The 18372-nt window shown below is 59.0% G+C and carries 18 protein-coding genes; 14 read left to right on the plus strand and 4 right to left on the minus strand.

The genetic code is table 11. The annotated features are described in order from the left end of the window. Positions 1–4: 4 nt before the first annotated feature. From KJF94_RS05365 to KJF94_RS05390, 6 genes are all read left to right on the plus strand, one after another. Positions 5–2212 (plus strand): bifunctional prephenate dehydrogenase/3-phosphoshikimate 1-carboxyvinyltransferase, encoded by a 2208-nt coding sequence (locus KJF94_RS05365; RefSeq protein WP_250548293.1) that lies wholly within the window; start codon positions 5–7, stop codon positions 2210–2212. After that, positions 2209–2898 carry a (d)CMP kinase gene (gene cmk, locus KJF94_RS05370; protein WP_084322379.1) on the plus strand — a complete coding sequence of 230 codons (690 nt, stop codon included), beginning with the start codon at positions 2209–2211 and terminating at the stop codon, positions 2896–2898. The genes KJF94_RS05365 and cmk overlap by 4 nt, the downstream gene beginning before the upstream one ends. 120 nt (positions 2899–3018) lie before the next feature. Continuing rightward, entirely contained in the window at positions 3019–4710 is a 1692-nt protein-coding gene (gene rpsA, locus KJF94_RS05375; RefSeq protein WP_018929851.1) for a 30S ribosomal protein S1, read from the plus strand. A gap of 217 nt (positions 4711–4927) precedes the next feature. Then, positions 4928–5206: a hypothetical protein gene (locus KJF94_RS05380; protein ID WP_214381719.1), complete on the plus strand. Its 279-nt coding sequence runs from the start codon at positions 4928–4930 to the stop codon at positions 5204–5206. 136 nt (positions 5207–5342) lie between these two features. Then, on the plus strand, positions 5343–5639 hold the full coding sequence (gene ihfB, locus KJF94_RS05385; protein WP_008031786.1) for an integration host factor subunit beta: 297 nt from the start codon (positions 5343–5345) through the stop codon (positions 5637–5639). Between the two features lie 19 nt (positions 5640–5658). Next, complete coding sequence (locus tag KJF94_RS05390; protein WP_214381721.1) at positions 5659–5910, plus strand: DUF1049 domain-containing protein; 252 nt, start codon at positions 5659–5661, stop codon at positions 5908–5910. Between the two features lie 113 nt (positions 5911–6023). Here KJF94_RS05390 and KJF94_RS05395 read toward each other — a convergent pair whose 3' ends face one another. Further along, a complete protein-coding gene (locus KJF94_RS05395; protein WP_214381723.1) occupies positions 6024–7049 on the minus strand; it encodes an MraY family glycosyltransferase in 1026 nt (341 codons plus the stop codon). Between the two features lie 381 nt (positions 7050–7430). Between KJF94_RS05395 and KJF94_RS05400 the strand changes: the two genes are divergently transcribed. The 3 genes from KJF94_RS05400 to fabF all read left to right on the plus strand — a co-directional run bounded on the left by KJF94_RS05400 (position 7431) and on the right by fabF (position 10073). Then, positions 7431–7766, plus strand: coding sequence for a ComEA family DNA-binding protein (locus KJF94_RS05400; RefSeq protein WP_214381725.1), 336 nt, complete (start codon positions 7431–7433; stop codon positions 7764–7766). Between the two features lie 205 nt (positions 7767–7971). Then, positions 7972–8766 carry an SDR family NAD(P)-dependent oxidoreductase gene (locus tag KJF94_RS05405; protein WP_214381727.1) on the plus strand — a complete coding sequence of 265 codons (795 nt, stop codon included), beginning with the start codon at positions 7972–7974 and terminating at the stop codon, positions 8764–8766. Between the two features lie 32 nt (positions 8767–8798). After that, positions 8799–10073 (plus strand): beta-ketoacyl-ACP synthase II, encoded by a 1275-nt coding sequence (fabF, locus tag KJF94_RS05410; protein ID WP_214381729.1) that lies wholly within the window; start codon positions 8799–8801, stop codon positions 10071–10073. Here fabF and KJF94_RS05415 read toward each other — a convergent pair. Continuing rightward, the gene (locus KJF94_RS05415) at positions 10070–10627 is read right to left on the minus strand and encodes a TetR/AcrR family transcriptional regulator (RefSeq protein WP_214381731.1); all 558 of its coding nucleotides are present in this window, start codon (positions 10625–10627) and stop codon (positions 10070–10072) included. The two genes, fabF and KJF94_RS05415, sit on opposite strands and share 4 nt — an antisense overlap. A gap of 176 nt (positions 10628–10803) precedes the next feature. Between KJF94_RS05415 and KJF94_RS05420 the strand changes: the two genes are divergently transcribed. Then, positions 10804–11457 (plus strand): GntR family transcriptional regulator, encoded by a 654-nt coding sequence (locus KJF94_RS05420; protein WP_214381733.1) that lies wholly within the window; start codon positions 10804–10806, stop codon positions 11455–11457. 15 nt (positions 11458–11472) lie between these two features. Beyond that, positions 11473–12324, plus strand: coding sequence for an urea carboxylase-associated family protein (locus tag KJF94_RS05425; RefSeq protein WP_214381735.1), 852 nt, complete (start codon positions 11473–11475; stop codon positions 12322–12324). 100 nt (positions 12325–12424) lie between these two features. Here KJF94_RS05425 and KJF94_RS05430 read toward each other — a convergent pair whose 3' ends face one another. Then, complete coding sequence (locus tag KJF94_RS05430) at positions 12425–12592, minus strand: DUF2897 family protein (protein ID WP_064678955.1); 168 nt, start codon at positions 12590–12592, stop codon at positions 12425–12427. A 124-nt stretch (positions 12593–12716) separates the two neighbouring features. Continuing rightward, the gene (eat, locus tag KJF94_RS05435) at positions 12717–14081 is read right to left on the minus strand and encodes an ethanolamine permease (RefSeq protein WP_084322389.1); all 1365 of its coding nucleotides are present in this window, start codon (positions 14079–14081) and stop codon (positions 12717–12719) included. A 404-nt stretch (positions 14082–14485) separates the two neighbouring features. Between eat and kdpF the strand changes: the two genes are divergently transcribed. From kdpF to kdpB, 3 genes are read left to right on the plus strand one after another with little or no spacing between them, the layout of a single operon-like run. Further along, on the plus strand, positions 14486–14575 hold the full coding sequence (gene kdpF, locus KJF94_RS05440; protein WP_007899818.1) for a K(+)-transporting ATPase subunit F: 90 nt from the start codon (positions 14486–14488) through the stop codon (positions 14573–14575). Between the two features lie 8 nt (positions 14576–14583). Further along, positions 14584–16278 (plus strand): potassium-transporting ATPase subunit KdpA, encoded by a 1695-nt coding sequence (gene kdpA / locus KJF94_RS05445; protein ID WP_214381738.1) that lies wholly within the window; start codon positions 14584–14586, stop codon positions 16276–16278. A gap of 10 nt (positions 16279–16288) precedes the next feature. After that, entirely contained in the window at positions 16289–18346 is a 2058-nt protein-coding gene (kdpB, locus tag KJF94_RS05450) for a potassium-transporting ATPase subunit KdpB (protein WP_214381740.1), read from the plus strand. The last annotated feature ends 26 nt before the right edge of the window (positions 18347–18372 follow it).

Consider the following 18372-nt stretch of genomic DNA (forward strand, 5'->3'; position numbering starts at 1 on the left):
ACCTATGATCGGTCGCCTGGTGGTGGTCGGTCTGGGGCTGATTGGCGGTTCGTTTGCCAAGGGTTTGCGTGAAAGCGGCCTGTGTCGCGAAGTCGTCGGTGTCGATCTCGATCCGCAGTCGCGCAAGCTCGCGGTTGAATTGGGTGTGGTTGATCGCTGCGAAGAAGACCTCGCCGTCGCTTGTCAGGGCGCCGACGTGATTCAGCTGGCCGTGCCGATCCTGGCCATGGAAAAAATGCTCGGCCGCCTGGCCGGCATGGACCTTGGCCAAGCGATTCTGACCGACGTCGGCAGCGCCAAAGGCAATGTCGTGCGCGCCGCGACCGAAGCGTTTGGCGGCATGCCGGCGCGTTTCGTGCCGGGCCATCCGATTGCCGGCTCGGAGCAGAGCGGGGTGGAAGCCTCCAATGCCGAACTGTTTCGTCGTCATAAAGTGATTTTGACACCGCTGGATCAAACCGATCCGGCAGCCTTGGCAGTGGTCGACCGTTTGTGGCGTGAACTGGGCGCCGATGTCGAGCACATGCAGGTCGAGCGCCACGATGAAGTGTTGGCGGCGACCAGCCATTTACCGCACTTGCTGGCGTTCGGTTTGGTCGATTCATTGGCCAAGCGCAATGAAAACCTTGAGATCTTCCGTTACGCTGCCGGCGGTTTCCGCGATTTCACAAGAATCGCGGGAAGCGACCCGGTCATGTGGCACGACATCTTCCTCGCCAACCGCGAAGCTGTCCTGCGCACACTCGATACATTTCGCAGCGACCTCGACGCCTTGCGCGACGCGGTCGATGCAGGGGATGGGCACCAATTGTTGGGCGTATTCACTCGCGCCCGGGTTGCCCGCGAACATTTCAGTAAAATCCTGGCCCGCCGGGCTTATGTGGACGCTATGAACTCCAACGACCTGATTTTCCTGGCACAACCTGGTGGCCGCCTGACTGGGCGGATTCGTGTACCGGGCGATAAATCGATTTCCCACCGTTCGATCATGCTCGGCTCCCTCGCCGAGGGCGTCACCGAAGTCGAAGGCTTTCTCGAGGGCGAAGACGCTCTGGCGACCTTGCAGGCCTTCCGCGACATGGGTGTCGTGATCGAAGGTCCGCACCATGGGCGCGTGACCATCCACGGCGTCGGCCTGCATGGCCTGAAGCCTGCACCGGGCCCGATCTATCTGGGCAACTCCGGCACCTCGATGCGTCTGCTGTCCGGCCTGTTGGCTGCGCAGAACTTCGACAGCACCTTGACCGGTGACGCCTCGCTGTCCAAGCGTCCGATGAACCGCGTGGCCAATCCGCTGCGTGAAATGGGCGCCGTGATCGAGACCGCTGCAGAAGGTCGTCCGCCGATGATCATCCGTGGTGGCAACAAGCTCAAAGGCTTGACCTACACCATGCCGATGGCCAGCGCCCAGGTTAAATCCTGCCTGCTGCTGGCGGGGCTGTACGCCGAAGGCAAGACCACCGTCACCGAGCCTGCGCCAACCCGCGACCACACCGAGCGCATGCTGCGCGGCTTCGGCTACCCGGTCACCGTCAACGGCGCAACGGCGTCGGTCGAGTCCGGGCACAAGTTGACCGCGACCCACATTGAAGTGCCGGGCGATATTTCGTCCTCGGCGTTCTTCCTGGTGGCGGCATCGATCGCCGAAGGTTCCGAGCTGGTGCTCGAGCACGTCGGCATCAACCCGACCCGTACCGGCGTCATCGACATCCTGCGCCTGATGGGGGCTGACATCACTCTGGAAAACCAGCGTGAAGTCGGCGGCGAGCCGGTAGCGGACCTGCGCGTACGCGCGGCTAAACTCAAAGGTATCGAGATTCCCGAAGCGCTGGTGCCCCTGGCCATCGACGAATTCCCGGTGCTGTTCGTGGCGGCGGCGTGTGCCGAAGGGCGCACCATCCTGCGCGGTGCAGAAGAGCTGCGAGTCAAGGAGTCGGACCGAATCCAGGTCATGGCCGATGGCTTGCTGGCGCTGGGCGTCAAATGCGAGCCGACCCCGGACGGCATCATCATCGACGGCGGCCTGATCGGCGGCGGCGAAGTGCACGGTCACGGCGATCACCGGATTGCCATGGCCTTCAGCGTTGCTTCCCTGCGCGCCACTGCACCGATCCGCATCCATGATTGCGCCAACGTCGCGACCTCGTTCCCGAACTTCCTGGCGTTGTGCGCTCAGGTCGGCATTCGTGTTGCACAAGAGGCTCAGTCGTGAATATAAAGCCACCGGTCATCACCATCGACGGCCCGAGCGGGTCGGGCAAAGGCACTATCGCCGGGATTCTGGCCAAGCGCCTGGGCTGGTGCCTGCTGGATTCCGGTGCGTTGTACCGTCTGCTGGCATTTGCCGCGCGCAACCACGGCGTGGACCTGACCAATGAAGAATCGCTGAAACTGCTCGCGGCTCATCTGGACGTGCAGTTCGTCGGGGCGACCGAAGGTCATCCGCAGCGAATCATTCTCGAAGGTGACGATGTCACCGATGATCTGCGCAACGAACAAGTGGGCGCGTGGGCCTCGCAAGTGGCCGCCTTGCCGGCCGTGCGCGACGCTCTGCTGCAGCGTCAGCGGGCGTTTCAGGAAGCACCGGGCCTGGTGGCCGATGGTCGCGACATGGGCACGGTGGTTTTTCCCGACGCGCCGCTGAAGATATTCCTGACTGCCAGTGCCGAGGAGCGTGCGCGCCGTCGATACTTGCAGTTGAAGGGCAAAGTCGATGGTGTTAGTCTGTCGAGTCTGCTAGATGAGATACGTGTCCGCGACGAGCGCGACACCCAGCGAGCGGTAGCCCCGCTCAAGCCGGCGGCTGACGCCATCCAGCTGGATTCCACGGAATTATCCATCGACCAGGTGCTGGAACGCATCATGAGCGAGATCGCCATTCGCGATATCGCCGGGTGACCAAGAAGCTTCGCAGGGGACCAGTCATAGTCCTGCGGCGCTTCTTTTAATTGAAACTAACCCACATCGTCTGGGATGTGGAGATGGGCGTATTCTTCGCCCTCATCAACAGGAATTAAAATGAGCGAAAGCTTTGCGGAACTCTTTGAAGAAAGCCTAAAAACCCTGAACCTTCAGGCAGGCTCCATCATCACCGGTGTTATCGTTGATATCGATTACCAAGCTCGCTGGGTAACCGTTCACGCTGGCCTGAAGTCTGAAGCACTCATCCCGCTTGAGCAGTTCTACAACGACGCTGGCGAGCTGAACATCAACGTTGGTGACGAAGTTCACGTAGCGCTGGATTCGGTTGAAGACGGCTTTGGTGAAACCAAGCTGTCCCGTGAAAAAGCCAAGCGCGCTGAATGCTGGATTGTTCTGGAAGCTGCCTTCGCAGCCGAGGAAGTGGTCAAGGGCGTTATCAACGGTAAGGTTAAAGGCGGCTTCACTGTCGACGTTAACGGCATCCGTGCGTTCCTGCCAGGTTCCCTGGTTGACGTCCGTCCTGTGCGCGATACTACGCACCTGGAAGGCAAAGAGCTGGAATTCAAGGTCATCAAACTCGACCAGAAACGCAACAACGTTGTCGTTTCCCGTCGCAGCGTCCTCGAAGCCGAGAACTCCGCCGAGCGTGAAGCTCTGCTGGAATCCCTGCAGGAAGGTCAACAAGTCAAAGGTATCGTCAAGAACCTCACCGATTACGGCGCATTCGTCGATCTGGGTGGCGTCGATGGCCTGCTGCACATTACCGACATGGCTTGGAAGCGTATCAAGCATCCTTCCGAAATCGTCAACGTTGGCGACGAGATCGATGTCAAGGTTCTGAAGTACGATCGCGAACGCAATCGTGTTTCCCTGGGCCTGAAGCAACTGGGCGAAGATCCATGGGTTGCTATCAAAGCCCGTTACCCAGAAAGCACTCGCGTTACCGCTCGTGTAACCAACCTGACCGACTACGGCTGCTTCGCTGAGCTGGAAGAAGGCGTTGAAGGTCTGGTACACGTTTCCGAAATGGACTGGACCAACAAGAACATCCACCCTTCGAAAGTCGTACAAGTCGGCGACGAAGTGGAAGTTATGGTTCTGGACATCGACGAAGAGCGTCGTCGTATCTCCCTCGGCATCAAACAGTGCAAATCCAACCCATGGGAAGATTTCTCTGGCCAGTTCAACAAGGGCGATAAAATCTCCGGCACCATCAAGTCGATCACCGATTTCGGTATCTTCATTGGTCTGGACGGCGGCATCGACGGTCTGGTTCACCTGTCCGACATCTCCTGGAACGAAGTGGGCGAAGAAGCCGTACGCCGCTTCAAGAAGGGCGACGAGCTGGACACCGTTATCCTGTCGGTTGACCCAGAGCGCGAGCGCATCTCCCTGGGTATCAAGCAACTGGAAAGCGATCCGTTCTCCGAGTACGTTCAAGAGAACGACAAAGGCGCAATCGTTAAAGGCATCGTGAAAGAAGTTGACGCTAAAGGCGCCATCATCACTCTGGCCGACGATATCGAAGCGACTCTGAAAGCCTCCGAAATCAGCCGTGACCGCGTTGAAGACGCGCGCAACGTTCTGAAAGAAGGCCAGGAAGTAGAAGCCAAGATCATCAGCGTTGACCGCAAGAGCCGTGTAATCCAGCTCTCCATCAAGTCGAAAGACGATGCTGAAGAGAAAGAAGCAATCCAGAGCTTGAAAGACAAGCCTGCTGCTGACATCGCTGCTGGTCCTACCACTCTGGGCGACCTGTTGCGTGCACAAATGGAAAAACAGAACTAAGTTCTGTAAGACCATAGAAAAAGGGCGACTTCGGTCGCCCTTTTTTGTGCCTGCGATTTGATGCGACCAAGGATGCCTGGCGCGCAAATGCCTGCCCATGAAACCAAAAGTCCCGCGAAGCTGTCTCTTTCTTTAATCGGATCAATCGCTTATTTGCAGCTAGTCTTTAGCCAGTAGCGAACGGCAGTCGGGCAGGGCGCCCGGCATAGGGAAAAGAATGAACAAGCTCATTGTCGCAATAGCATTACTGACATTGGCGGGTTGTACCACTAATGCCAAGACCCACGCGGCGCGCGGGGTCAGCGGTATTGAGGTCGATTGTTCCGGGTTAGGATCGGGGTGGGAAAAGTGTCACAAGCGCGCTGCCAAGGAGTGCAAGGGGGCTGGTTACAAGGTGGTCACGAGGTCCGATGATGCCAAAGACGAAGATGAATATCCTTTCGGCTTCAATCCCGCGGGTTTCGTGACGCGCACCATGCTGGTTATCTGCAGATGAGCAGGTCCAGGGCACGATCAATGCTCACGCTGAATACCGCTAAAGATATGTCAGACCTCGGGCTGTTCAAATTCTTCCGGGCATGCTAAAACCTTTGAAGCGCTTTTCCTAGCTGCTTGAAAAAGAAGGGAAAAATATGACGAAGTCGGAGTTGATCGAACGAATTGTCACCCATCAAGGGCTGCTCTCATCGAAGGATGTGGAGCTGGCTATCAAGACCATGCTCGAGCAAATGTCCCAATGTCTGGCCACCGGTGATCGCATCGAGATCCGTGGGTTTGGCAGCTTCTCCCTGCACTATCGCGCGCCGCGCGTAGGTCGCAATCCGAAAACCGGTCAGTCCGTTAGTCTTGACGGTAAATTCGTTCCGCATTTCAAGCCGGGTAAAGAGCTGCGGGATCGGGTGAATGAGGATGAAGAGAATGATCTTTGATTATCGGCAAGAGGTGTAGATGACTAGCGCAAAGCGAGTAACCGCACTGACGTTGATCGTGTTGCTAGTTGCGCTGGTGGTCATATTCATTCTGGAAAATAATCAGCCTGCAGCACTAACCTTTCTCGGATGGTCGACTCCACAATTACCCATTGCAATCTATGTTGTGTTGGCATTGCTGCTGGGGTGGGGCGCGGGTCCGGTAATGAGTTTGGTTATAGGTAAGGGCGTCAGGCGCCGAGGCAAGCGCAGAGATGGCTTAAAGGATTAGTTGAATGAGAAGCGGAGCACTCTATGCAAAGGCCCCGCTCCTGAAACTGTCATTTCTCGATCACTGTACTTGGTCGCTCGCAGTCGGCCCCCCTCCAGAACACCCGAAGGCCATCAAGTCGATACAGACGCTTCGAGCTGACCTGCATGAAATTTCGCGGCGAGAATAATCAGCGGGGCGTACGCGATAACCACTCCCCAGGTACCATCAAGGCCCAGTTGAGTTACGCAGTAAGCAATTGGCAGTAACCAAAACAAATTGATGGCGCCGACTGCGAGCGTTACAGGCAAATGCTTACCATATTGGCGTGAAGCGAATTGATAGGCATGGCTGCGATGAGCCTCATAGACCTTGTCGCCGCGAAGCAACCGACGTATCAACGTAAAGGTTGCGTCAACGATGAACACGCCTAACAGAATCAGCCAGGCCCAGAATAAATCTGAAGTAGCCCATGCGGCCTGCAAAGACAAAACACCCAAGGCAATGCCCAGAAATCCGCTCCCTGCGTCCCCCATGAATATTCGCGCTGGCGGGAAATTCCAGTACAGGAAACCGACTACGGCCACGGCCATCGTCAATGGTCCCCAGATAAGCGTCGACGCGCCACTTAACCCGTAGAGCAAACATGCGCTGAGACAAGCGGACAACGCTTCAACGCTCGCGATGCCATCGATTCCGTCCATGAAATTGTAAAGATTAAGCAGCCAGACCAGATAAACCACCGCGAGGCAATTACCGATCCAATGCAGGTTAAGGGTGATACCGAAAAACACTATCGGAGGAAGCCCACCCAGCCAGGCAAGCGCCCAGATACCGGCTGCAAAATGCCCAAGCAGTCGCCACCGGGCAGCGATGTGGCCATGGTCGTCCATAAACCCGATAACAGCCACGATCGCTCCACTTCCGCCTATAGCGATCAACTGCTGCCAAGGGACCAGTTCCAATACCCCAAAAACCGGTAGTGAAAGCAGGAACGTCATTACGATAGCAACCCCACCTCCACGCGGCGTTGGAATGGTATGGGAGCTACGGGCATTAGGGATATCGATGATGCTTCGAGACAACGCATATCGCCGCAGGGCGGCAGTTAGCGCGAGAGAAAGGAGAGCAAGAGCCGGTGCCAGCCACAAGTAAATCATCGTTATTGATGTTCCCGAAAATGCATCGCAGTATTTCCCAATGCTGCATTAACGCTCAGTGGGAGGCTGCTTAAAAGTTTACGAATAGGGGTGATATCGACTTGGAACGATCCGCACAGGTGCTGGGAAATTACCTTCTTACCCAAGAGCGCGGTTCTGCGCTGAAGTGCCTGCGAGGTAGGGGAGCAAGTATAACTGGTCCGTCAGGCGCCTTTGCCAACTTTCTCAGCAACGCTGTCGTGGATCATTCGTCCCCCCGTCGCCGTCGACTGTTTCATATTCTGTAACCAACACATTTTTGACAGGCTCCAGACATCGCCTAAGTTTGGAAGGCAGCTTCGGAAAAGCTGCTTTCCCAATCGATGTCATGGAGCTTCATTTATGCGTACTGGTTACTTCTACTCTCTGGTTTTTGCCCTGCTCACCAGCACCTCTGTTGCCGCAATCGCCGCGCCGACGGTCAAGCCCGAGGCTGCCAACGCACCGCTGGTCATGGAGCTTTCACCTGAAGTCAAGTCTGACAAGGTGGATTTGAACCAGGCAGATGCGGCAACGCTGCAACGGGAGCTAGCTGGTGTGGGGGAGGCCAAGGCCAAGGCGATTGTTGCATATCGTGAGGGTAATGGACCATTTTCCTCGATAGACGAACTGCTCGAAGTGAAGGGCATTGGCAAAGCCATCCTGGATAAGAACCGCGAAAAGCTCGAGGTGAACTAAGCTTGTAATTCAGCGCCAGGGGCCGGTCTTTGACCGGCCTTTTTGCATTTTGACGTCTGTGGCGTTTGAGTGCCTCCCGTCGGCACAGGAAAAATTACGACTATCATATTGTCATTAAATTATGTCTATAATAAATTCGTTGTCGGCCAATGCGTTCTGAAACGCGGGCATTGTTTTCCCCTCACACATTTCCAGGAGCACTGTCATGAATTCTGTCCAGACCCAAGGTACGGCTCTCGTCACCGGTGCTTCTTCCGGTATCGGTGCCATCTACGCCGAGCGGTTGGCAGCGCGCGGTTTTGATTTGTTGTTGGTAGCTCGTGATCAGGGGCGGCTGGAAGCGGCGGCGAGCAAACTACGCGCCGAGCATGGCGTTCAGGTCGAGGTGCTCAAGGCGGATCTGACGCAAAAGGATGATGTACTCAAGCTCGAGCAGCGCCTTCGCAGTGATTCGAGCATCAGCCTGTTGCTGAACAATGCCGGTGTCGCGGCGGATGGTTTGCTGGCCAACTCCGATATGGAGCAGATGGAGCGCTTGATTCAACTGAACGTGACGACGGTCACGCGGCTGGCATCGGCGGCAGCCGCCAGCTTTGCCAAGGCGGGCCGAGGCACGATCATCAATATCGCGTCAGTGGTGGCGTTGTTCCCCGAGCGTTTCAACGCCACTTACAGCGCCAGCAAGGCTTATGTGTTAAGCCTGACCCAGTCGTTGAATGCCGAGCTCGATGGCACGGGTGTCAAGGTGCAGGCTGTGTTGCCCGGCGTAACACGCACCGAAATCTGGGAGCGCTCCGGTATCGACGCGAGCCAGATCCCGGCGGACATGGTCATGGAAGCAGGGGAGATGGTCGACGCGGCTCTGTCGGGTCTGGACCAGGGCGAGCTGATCACCATTCCTTCGTTACCGAATGCCGGCGACTGGGACGCCTTTGTTGCGGCGCGATACGTGATGGCGCCCAACCTTTCGAAAAGCAAAGCCGCTGCGCGTTACAAATAAAACGCCAGGAATCGGCATGAGGATATTGCGGTATGAGTGATCGTCGAGTGGTTGTAACGGGCATGGGGCTGGTGTCGCCGCTGGGTAGTGGTGTCGAAGCGGTCTGGGCACGTCTGTTGTCCGGACGCTCCGGTTTGCGCAATTTGCCGGACGAAGTCGTGGCGGATCTGCCGGCCAAGGTCGGCGGTGCAGTGCCGACGCTGGCCGAAGATGCCGAGGCGGGTTTTGATCCGGACCGGGCAACCCCACCCAAAGAACAGAAGAAGATGGACCGCTTCATCTTGTTCGCCATGGAAGCGGCGCGTCAGGCGATCGAGCAAGCCGGTTGGCAGGCGCAAACCGCTGATGCTCAGGAGCGCACGGCTACCATCATCGGTTCGGGCGTCGGCGGTTTCGGCGCGATAGCCGATGCGGTGCGCACCACGGACAGCCGTGGTCCACGGCGTTTGTCGCCATTCACCATTCCTTCTTTTCTGGTCAACCTGGCCGCGGGCCATGTGTCGATCCAGCACGGTTTCAAGGGCCCCCTGGGTGCTCCGGTAACGGCGTGCGCGGCGGGAGTTCAGGCGATTGGCGATGCGGCGCGGCTGATTCGTTGTGGCGAAGCGGATATTGCGGTGTGCGGCGGCGCGGAAGCGTCGATCGATCGCGTCAGCCTCGCCGGATTCGCTGCTGCCCGGGCCTTGTCCAGCGGTTTCAACGACACCCCGGAACGTGCTTCGCGGCCCTTCGACCGTGACCGCGATGGCTTCGTCATGGGCGAGGGCGCAGGTCTTCTGGTCATCGAATCCCTGGAACATGCCCTGGCTCGTGGCGCGCAACCGCTGGCGGAACTGGTCGGATACGGCACCAGTGCCGATGCCTATCACCTGACTGCGGGCCCCGAAGATGGCAGCGGTGCGCGACGGGCGATGTCGCTGGCGTTGGCTCAGGCGGGTGTTTCTGCGGACCAGGTGCAGCATCTCAACGCTCACGCCACTTCGACACCGGTCGGGGATTCGGGGGAGCTGGCGGCGATCAAGTCGTTGTTCGGCTCAGACAACAAGATTGCGGTCACATCGACCAAGTCGGCCACTGGCCATTTGCTCGGCGCGGCGGGCGGGATCGAGGCGATCTTCACGCTGTTGGCGATACGTGATCAGATCGTGCCGGCCACTCTCAATTTCGATAACCCGGACCCCGCCACGCAAGGTGTGGATATCGTTCACGGAAGGGCGCGGCCGATGGCGATTGAATACGCGCTGTCCAACGGTTTCGGCTTTGGCGGGGTCAACGCCAGCGTATTGTTCAAACGCTGGCAGGGTTAATCCCGGGGTTGTTTGAGAAATGCGCGTGTGACGTCGAGAATCCGCTGAGCCAGTTCGGGGTTCTCGACACTGCGCGACAGCAGCAACGCCCCGACCAGCGCGGACATGATGAAGATGCTCTGGTCGGCGGCGTCCTCGCCTTCAAGGGTGCCCTGTATTTGTTCGAGCCTCGCGTTGAGCACCACATCCGAGGTCGGGCTTGGCTGTCCACGCAAGCCGAGCTCCGATGACATGGTCGGTAGCGGACACCCTTCATCCGGCGAAGTCTGGTGCCATTCGGACAAATAGGTGTCGATGAACGTCTCCAGCGGGTGTTCCTGGGCGAACAGCTCGGCGCAGACGACGTCGCATTGCTCGCCAGCAGCCTGCAGGGCTTTTTCTACCAGTTCATCCTTGGATTTGAAATGCGAGTAGAAGCCACCGTGAGTCAAACCCAGCGCTTTCATCAGAGGTTGCAGTCCGGTCGCGCCAATACCGTCACGGCGAAATCGCGCTGAAGCTTCCTTGATGATGCGTTGATGGGTCTGGGCTTTATGGTCCTGCGAGTAACGCATCTGGAATCTCCGCAACAATGCGCCATCTTAACCAATGAAAATGGGATGGTGACTGTACTTCTACTTCTAAAAAGCATGCAGATGCGTCCAACTCCGTCAGGGCTCATTGAATGAACTGGCACGGATAATGATTACTCATTCGCTGACGATTGTTGAACAATCAAGAGGCGAAGAGCATGAACAGTGGACTGTCCCTGGCCGATCACATCACATTGGAGTTGCGTGCCGACATCATTGGCGGTCGTTTGCTGCCTGGCATGGCGCTGGTGGAAAACGACCTGGTCTCGGCCTACAACGCTTCCCGCAACACCATTCGCGAAGCCTTGCATCGTTTGGGGCAGGAGGGTCTTACTCTTTATGTGCGCAACAAGGGCGTGATGGTGCGAAGGCTGGGGGCCGGGGATGTGCGTGACCTGTTCAACGTGCGTCGCACCCTCGAATTGCAAGCCATCAGCGCGAGCCAGCCGCTGCGCGACTATCAGTCCGACCGGATGCTGGAAGCGCTGGAAGCCACAGAACTGGCCCGTGAACGCGAGGACTGGCGCGCCGTCGGCACTCACAGTCTGGCGTTTCATCAACACATCGTCGGGCTGCTGCGCAGTCCGTTGTTCGATGAATTCTTCACCAATGTCGTCGCGCAACTGCGCCTGGTGTTTTGCACCGCTCCCGATGAATCCAGGTTTCAAGCGCCCTGGCTGGCGCGCGACCGGCAGATCCATGAGCTGCTCGCCGAAGGAGACAAGCGCGCTGCCGGTGATGCCATGAGCCTTTATCTCGACGACTCCGAACAGCTCCTGTTGCAAATGCTTGCTCCACACTCCCATCACTGATCGAGGATTCGTGCCATGTACAAAGACTATCCGGCGGCTTATCAAGTCAGCAAAGGCTCGGCGTTGCAGGTGGACAAAGCCTTTTACGAACGGATCCGCGACAACAAGGATAGTCGCACGCTGATCGAGCAGTTCGAAGTGCCGATCCGCACGGGGCGCGCCTGGAAAGTCCCGGCCGGGCACGTGTTTCGCGTGACCACGCCGGTCGGTCCGCAAGTAGGCGATTTCAACGTCTGGAATGCCAACGATCCGCGTGAACGCTTGTGGGCGGCGCGAACCCGGCAGTTGCAGGGCGCGCACGTCAGCACCCATGACCGGCTCTGGTCGAACCTGCCTTTTTTGCGCCCTTTGGTGACGATCACCGATGACAGCCTGGCCGGTTACGGCATCGATGAACATGGCGGTCGCTTGCACGACTTGCTCGGCACGCGCTGCGATCCCTACGTGAACAAAATGCTCACCGGCGAAGACTTCCATCATCACTGCCACTCGAACCTGACCCGCGCCGTGTTGCCCTATGGTCTGACCGAGTTCGACGTGCATGACGTGCTGAACATTTTCCAATGCACGGGCCTCAACCACGACGACATGTACTTCATGAAAGCCTGCCCGGCGCAGAAGGGCGACTACCTGGAGTTTTTTGCCGAGATTGATGTGCTGTGTGCGCTGTCGACCTGCCCGGGCGGCGATCTGTCGCTGGCCATGTGGGGGCCGGATGCGCAGGACCCGCTGAGCGTGTGTCGCCCGCTCGGAGTGGAAATCTACAAACTGGAGGGTTCGTTGCTGGAAGGCTGGAGCCAGCCGGAGCGTGCGGCCTACAAAGGGCTGCATGGCTTGCACATTGCCAAGGCCGATTGGGAAAAATAATCAGCACTACCTTGTAGGAGCGAGGCTTGCCCGCGAAGATGATCTCAAGGACGCCTTCGCGGGCAAGCCTTGCTCCTACAAAAAGCGGCTCAGCTGTTTTTTAGCGGTCCTGCGCATCCTTGGCATCCGCCTGCGCATTGCGTTCAGCAACGCGTTTACGTTGCTCCTCGGTCAGTTCGACCTTGTTGGCGGTGTCACGCAGCATCATCAAACCGCCAACGATCGAGCCGATTGCAACGACCAGAATCAACCAGGCATACCAGGGCATAGGGCTCTCCTTGAGGGCAGGCCGATTGGCGGGTTTCGCCAACCGATCGTGCATACCACTTTGAGCGATTCATTTTCGCAGTGGTTCCATTCTATGCCTGATATGACAGGAGCACGGTGACTGTTTAGAGCCCTGTCAGCATCGCATCCGCCGGCGCATCGGCCCGCAGTTGCGCTGTCAGCATGAAGTACACGAAACCCGCCGCCATGAATCCGAGGAAGATCAACCCGATCAACGTGTTGAACCAGGCCATCGCCACCAGGCACACCACCGCCAGCACCAATGCAATGAACGGCACCAACGGGTAGCACGGCGCGCGGAATGTACGCTCCAGGTTCGGTTCGGTTTTACGCAGTTTGAACAAGCTGAGCATGCTCATGATGTACATCACGATTGCGCCGAACACCGCCATGGTGATCATCGCCGCCGTCAGCGTCATGCCGCCCAGGTTGATCAAGCCGTCGCTGTAGATCGCCGCGATGCCAATGACACCGCCGGCGATGATCGCCCGGTGCGGCGTCTGGAAACGCGAGAGTTTAGCCAGCGACGCGGGCAGATAACCGGCACGGGCGAGAGCGAAGAACTGCCGCGAGTAACCGAGGATGATCCCGTGGAAACTCGCCACCAGGCCGAACAGGCCGATCCACACCAGCATGTGCAACCAGCCGGAGCTTTCGCCAACCACGGTTTTCATCGCTTGCGGCAGAGGGTCGTTGATGTTCGACAGGGTGCGCCAGTCGCCTACGCCGCCCGCAAAGAACATCACGCCCATGGCCAATAGCACCAAGGTCAGAATGCCGCTGATGTACGCCTTTGGAATCGTGCGTTTCGGGTCCTTGGCTTCTTCGGCGGCCATGGCAGCGCCTTCGATGGCGAGGAAGAACCAGATCGCGAAAGGAATTGCCGCGAACATCCCGGCAATCGCCGGTGCCCCGAACACATCGGAACCGGCCCAGCCATTCAGCGCAAAGTTGCTGAAGCTGAACGCTGGCGCCACCACCCCCATGAACACCAGCAACTCAGCCACCGCGAGTACGCAGACCACCAGCTCGAACGTCGCCGCCAGTTTCACGCCGAGGATGTTCAGGCCCATGAACACAATGTAGGCGCCGACCGCCGCGTGTTTCGGGTCGAGGGCGGGGAATTGCACGTTGAGGTAGGCGCCGATCGCCAGTGCGATAGCCGGTGGGGCAAAGACGAACTCGATCAGCGTCGCCAGCCCGGCGATCAATCCGCCTTTCTCGCCAAAGGCGCGGCGGCTGTAGGCAAAGGGACCGCCCGCGTGGGGAATGGCGGTGGTCAGCTCGGTGAAACTGAAGATGAAACAGGTGTACATGGTGGCGACCATGAAGGAAGTCACCAGAAATCCAAGTGTCCCGGCCACGCCCCAGCCGTAACTCCAGCCGAAATACTCACCGGAAATCACCAGTCCGACCGCAATGCCCCACAGGTGCAGCGTGCCCAGCGTGGGTTTGAGTTGTGTGTTCATCGTTTGCTCCCTGAACGGTTTGGAAAGCTCGGGGGAGGGCGTGTGCAGTGGGCGTGCCAGTGTTGAGATGGCAGTCGTAAAGCGTAAAAACGTGTCGTATCGGGGATGTTTGCCACCGAATGACCGTTTTTTGTGCGCCAGTTGAGGGCGTTGTCGTCTGTTCTGCCGTCATCGCGGGCAAGCTCGCTCCCACATTGGACTGCGGTGGCCCAAACAACATCAAACCCCTGTGGGAGCTAGCCTGCTAGCGATGGGGCCCGCCCAAACACCGCTGTAACAAAGCCATAAACCCACTCTTTACGCTTTCTTTATGCACAGCCAACACCCTCGATCTCGTTCCTTTACAGCCTTCCTTCCGACAATGACTCCACACGCGGCAATACGCCGTAACACGGAGAACTTCCATGAGCGTTCTGGACGGGGTGTCACTGCTGTTGGCAGTGGGGCTGTTCATTTATCTGTTGGTTGCGCTGTTGCGCGCGGATCGGAACTAGGAGGGGCTATGCACAGTTATGACTATTGGCTGATCTTGGCCTTCTTCGCCCTGGTGCTGATTCCGGCACCGTTTCTCGGGCGCTTCTACTACAAGGTCATGGAAGGTCAGCGTACCTGGCTGACACCGATCCTGGGACCTGTGGAGCGTGGCTGTTATCGAGTGGCCGGCGTTGATCCGCAGGCCGAACAGAGCTGGCAGAAATACACCCTGGCCTTGCTGGCCTTCAACCTTGCGGGCTTTTTGCTGTTGTTCGTGATCCTGCTGTTCCAGGACCACTTGCCGCTGAATCCGCAAAACCTGCCGGGTCAGGAGTGGACGCTGGCGTTCAACACCGCCATCAGTTTCATGACCAACACCAACTGGCAGGCCTACAGCGGCGAAGCCTCGCTGAGCTACCTGAGTCAGATGGCCGGCCTCACCGTACAGAACTTCGTCAGCGCCGCCACCGGCCTCGCTGTGCTGGTTGCGCTGTGCCGCGGTATCGGTCGCAAATCGACCAAGACCCTCGGCAACTTCTGGGTCGACATGACCCGCGCCACCCTCTACGGCTTGCTGCCGCTGTGCCTGCTGCTGGCGCTGTACCTGGTCTGGCAGGGCGTGCCACAAACCTTCGCGCAGTACGTGAATGCTGTGACCATGCAGGGCGTCGATCAAGTGATCCCGCTTGGCCCGGCGGCCAGCCAGATTGCGATCAAGCAATTGGGCACCAACGGCGGTGGCTTCTTCGGCGTCAACTCGGCGCACCCGTTCGAGAACCCGACGGCGTGGACCAACCTGTTCGAGTTGGCTTCGATCATCCTGATCCCGGTCGCGCTGGTATTCACCTTCGGCCACTACGTGAAGGACCTGCGTCAGAGCCGGGCGATTGTAGCCTGCATGTTCGCGCTGTTCCTGATCGGCGGCGCCACCTCGCTGTGGGCTGAATATCAACCGAACCCTGCCCTGAACAACGTCGCCGTCGAACAGACCGCGCCGCTGGAAGGCAAGGAAGCGCGCTTCGGCACCACCGCCACGGTGCTGTGGTCGGTGACCACGACGGCAGCGTCCAACGGTTCGGTCAACGCCATGCACGACAGCCTCAACCCGCTGACCGGCATGGTCGCGATGGTCAACATGATGGTCGGCGAAGTGATCTTCGGCGGCGTCGGTGCCGGGCTCTACGGCATGTTGCTCAACGTGCTGATCGCGGTGTTCCTCGCCGGCCTGATGATCGGCCGTACCCCGGAATACCTCGGCAAGAAACTGCAAGCCAAGGAAGTGCAACTGCTGGTGGTGACCTTGCTGGTGATGCCGGTCGGCGTGCTGGTGCTTGGCGCGATTGCCGCGAGCCTGCCCGGTCCGGTGGCCTCGGTGAGTAACCCGGGTGCTCACGGTTTCAGTCAGTTGCTTTACGCCTACACCTCGGCCAGTGCCAACAACGGTTCGGCGTTCGGCGGCTTCGGTGCCAACACCGCGTTCCACAACCTGATGCTCGGTCTTGGCATGTTGATCGGTCGCTTCGGTTACATCCTCCCGGTACTGGCCCTGGCCGGCAGCCTGGCGATGAAGAAAACCGCACCGATTGGCCAGAACAGCTTCCCGACCCACGGTCCGTTGTTCGTGACGTTGCTGACCGTGACCATTTTGCTGGTGGGTGGTTTGACCTTCCTGCCGACGCTGGCGCTGGGTCCGATTGCTGAACACTTGAGCATGGGCTTCTGAGGACTAGATGATGAATATGCCCGTAAATAAAGCCGCCACCGTCAAGGCGCCGGAACAACCGAAAACCGCGATCTCGGCCCTGTGGCGGCCGGCGCTGGTGCAAGCCTTCGTCAAGCTCGACCCACGGCAATTGCAGCGTGCGCCGGTGATGCTGGTGGTCGAACTGACCGCCGTCCTGACCACCGTGCTGTGCTTCATTCCCGACAACGCCGTGCCGACGTTTGTCGCTGCGCAAATCGCGCTGTGGCTGTGGTTCACCGTGCTCTTCGCCAACTTTGCCGAAGCCCTGGCCGAAGGTCGCGGCAAGGCTCGCGCCGACAGCCTCAAAGCCGGTAGCGAAGGCTTGAGCGCCCGTCGCAAAACCAGCAACGGCGCCTTTCAAGTGGTGCCGGCCACCAGCCTGCGCAAGGGTGATGTGGTGCGCGTCGAAGCCGGGGAAATGATCCCCGGCGACGGCGAGGTGATCGAGGGCATCGCGGCGGTCAACGAAGCGGCGATTACCGGTGAGTCTGCGCCGGTGATCCGCGAATCCGGTGGCGACCGTTCGGCCGTCACCGGCAACACCCGCCTGGTCTCCGACTGGCTGTTGGTGCGCATTACCGCCAACCCCGGTGAGTCGACGCTGGACCGCATGATCGCCCTGGTCGAAGGCGCCAAACGCCAGAAAACCCCGAACGAAGTGGCGCTCGACATCCTGCTGATCGGCCTGACCCTGATCTTCCTGCTTGTGGTCGTGACCCTGCAACCGTTCGCCCACTTCGCCAACGGCAGCCTGCCGCTGGTGTTCCTGGTGGCGTTATTGGTCACGCTGATTCCGACCACCATCGGCGGTTTGCTCTCGGCCATCGGTATCGCCGGCATGGACCGTCTGGTGCGCCTGAACGTGATCGCCAAATCCGGCCGCGCCGTGGAAGCGGCGGGGGACGTGCATGTCCTGTTGCTGGACAAGACCGGCACCATCACCTTCGGTAACCGTCGCTGCACCGCGGTGTATACCGCGCCAGGTGTGACCGCCAAGGAACTGGCCGAAGGCGCGCTGTTCGCCTCGCTGGCCGACGACACGGCGGAAGGCAAGTCCATCGTCGAATACTTGCGCGGGATTCACCCTCAGCCAGAGCCATCCGCCGATGTGCTGACAGCGGTGCCGTTCAGTGCTGAAACCCGCTTGTCCGGTGTTGACTATCAAGGTCGCGTGTATCGCAAGGGCGCAGTGGATTCGTTGCTGGCGTTCGTCGGCCTGAAACGCGCTGATCTCGCACCTACTCTGTCCCGTGAAATCGACAAGATTGCCCAGAGCGGCGGTACGCCGTTGCTGGTCTGCGCTGACGGTAAGTTGCTCGGTGCGATCCACCTCAAGGACGTGGTCAAGCCCGGCATCCGCGAACGCTTTGCCGAGCTGCGCAAACTGGGCATCCGCACCGTCATGGTGACCGGCGACAACCCGCTGACCGCAGCAGCCATTGCGGCTGAAGCGGGCGTCGACGACGTGCTGGCCGAAGCCACACCGGAGAAAAAACTGGCGCGTATTCGTCACGAGCAGAACGACGGTCGCCTGGTCGCGATGTGCGGCGACGGTGCCAACGACGCCCCGGCCCTGGCCCAGGCAGACGTCGGCATGGCGATGAACGATGGTACGCAAGCAGCGCGCGAGGCGGCGAACATGGTCGACCTCGACAGCGATCCGACCAAGTTGCTGGACGTGGTGCAGATCGGCAAGGAATTGCTGGTGACCCGCGGTGCGCTGACGACCTTTTCCATCGCCAACGACGTGGCCAAATACTTCGCGATCCTGCCAGCGCTGTTCGCCTCGATCTACCCGCAACTGGGTGTGCTCAACGTGATGAAGCTGAGCAGTCCGCAGAGCGCGATTCTGTCGGCGATCGTGTTCAACGCCTTGATCATTGTGGTGCTGATTCCACTGGCCTTGCGCGGCGTGCGGGTGCAGGCGGCGAGTGCAGCGGCGTTGCTGCGTCGCAATCTGCTGATCTATGGATTGGGCGGGATTCTGGTGCCGTTCGTGGGCATCAAGGCGATCGACATGCTGTTGACGGCGTTGCATCTGGTTTGATTGTTGATGGGCGGGTGGTGGCTGCT

This window comes from Pseudomonas hormoni, from assembly GCF_018502625.1.
Taxonomy (GTDB): domain Bacteria; phylum Pseudomonadota; class Gammaproteobacteria; order Pseudomonadales; family Pseudomonadaceae; genus Aquipseudomonas; species Aquipseudomonas hormoni.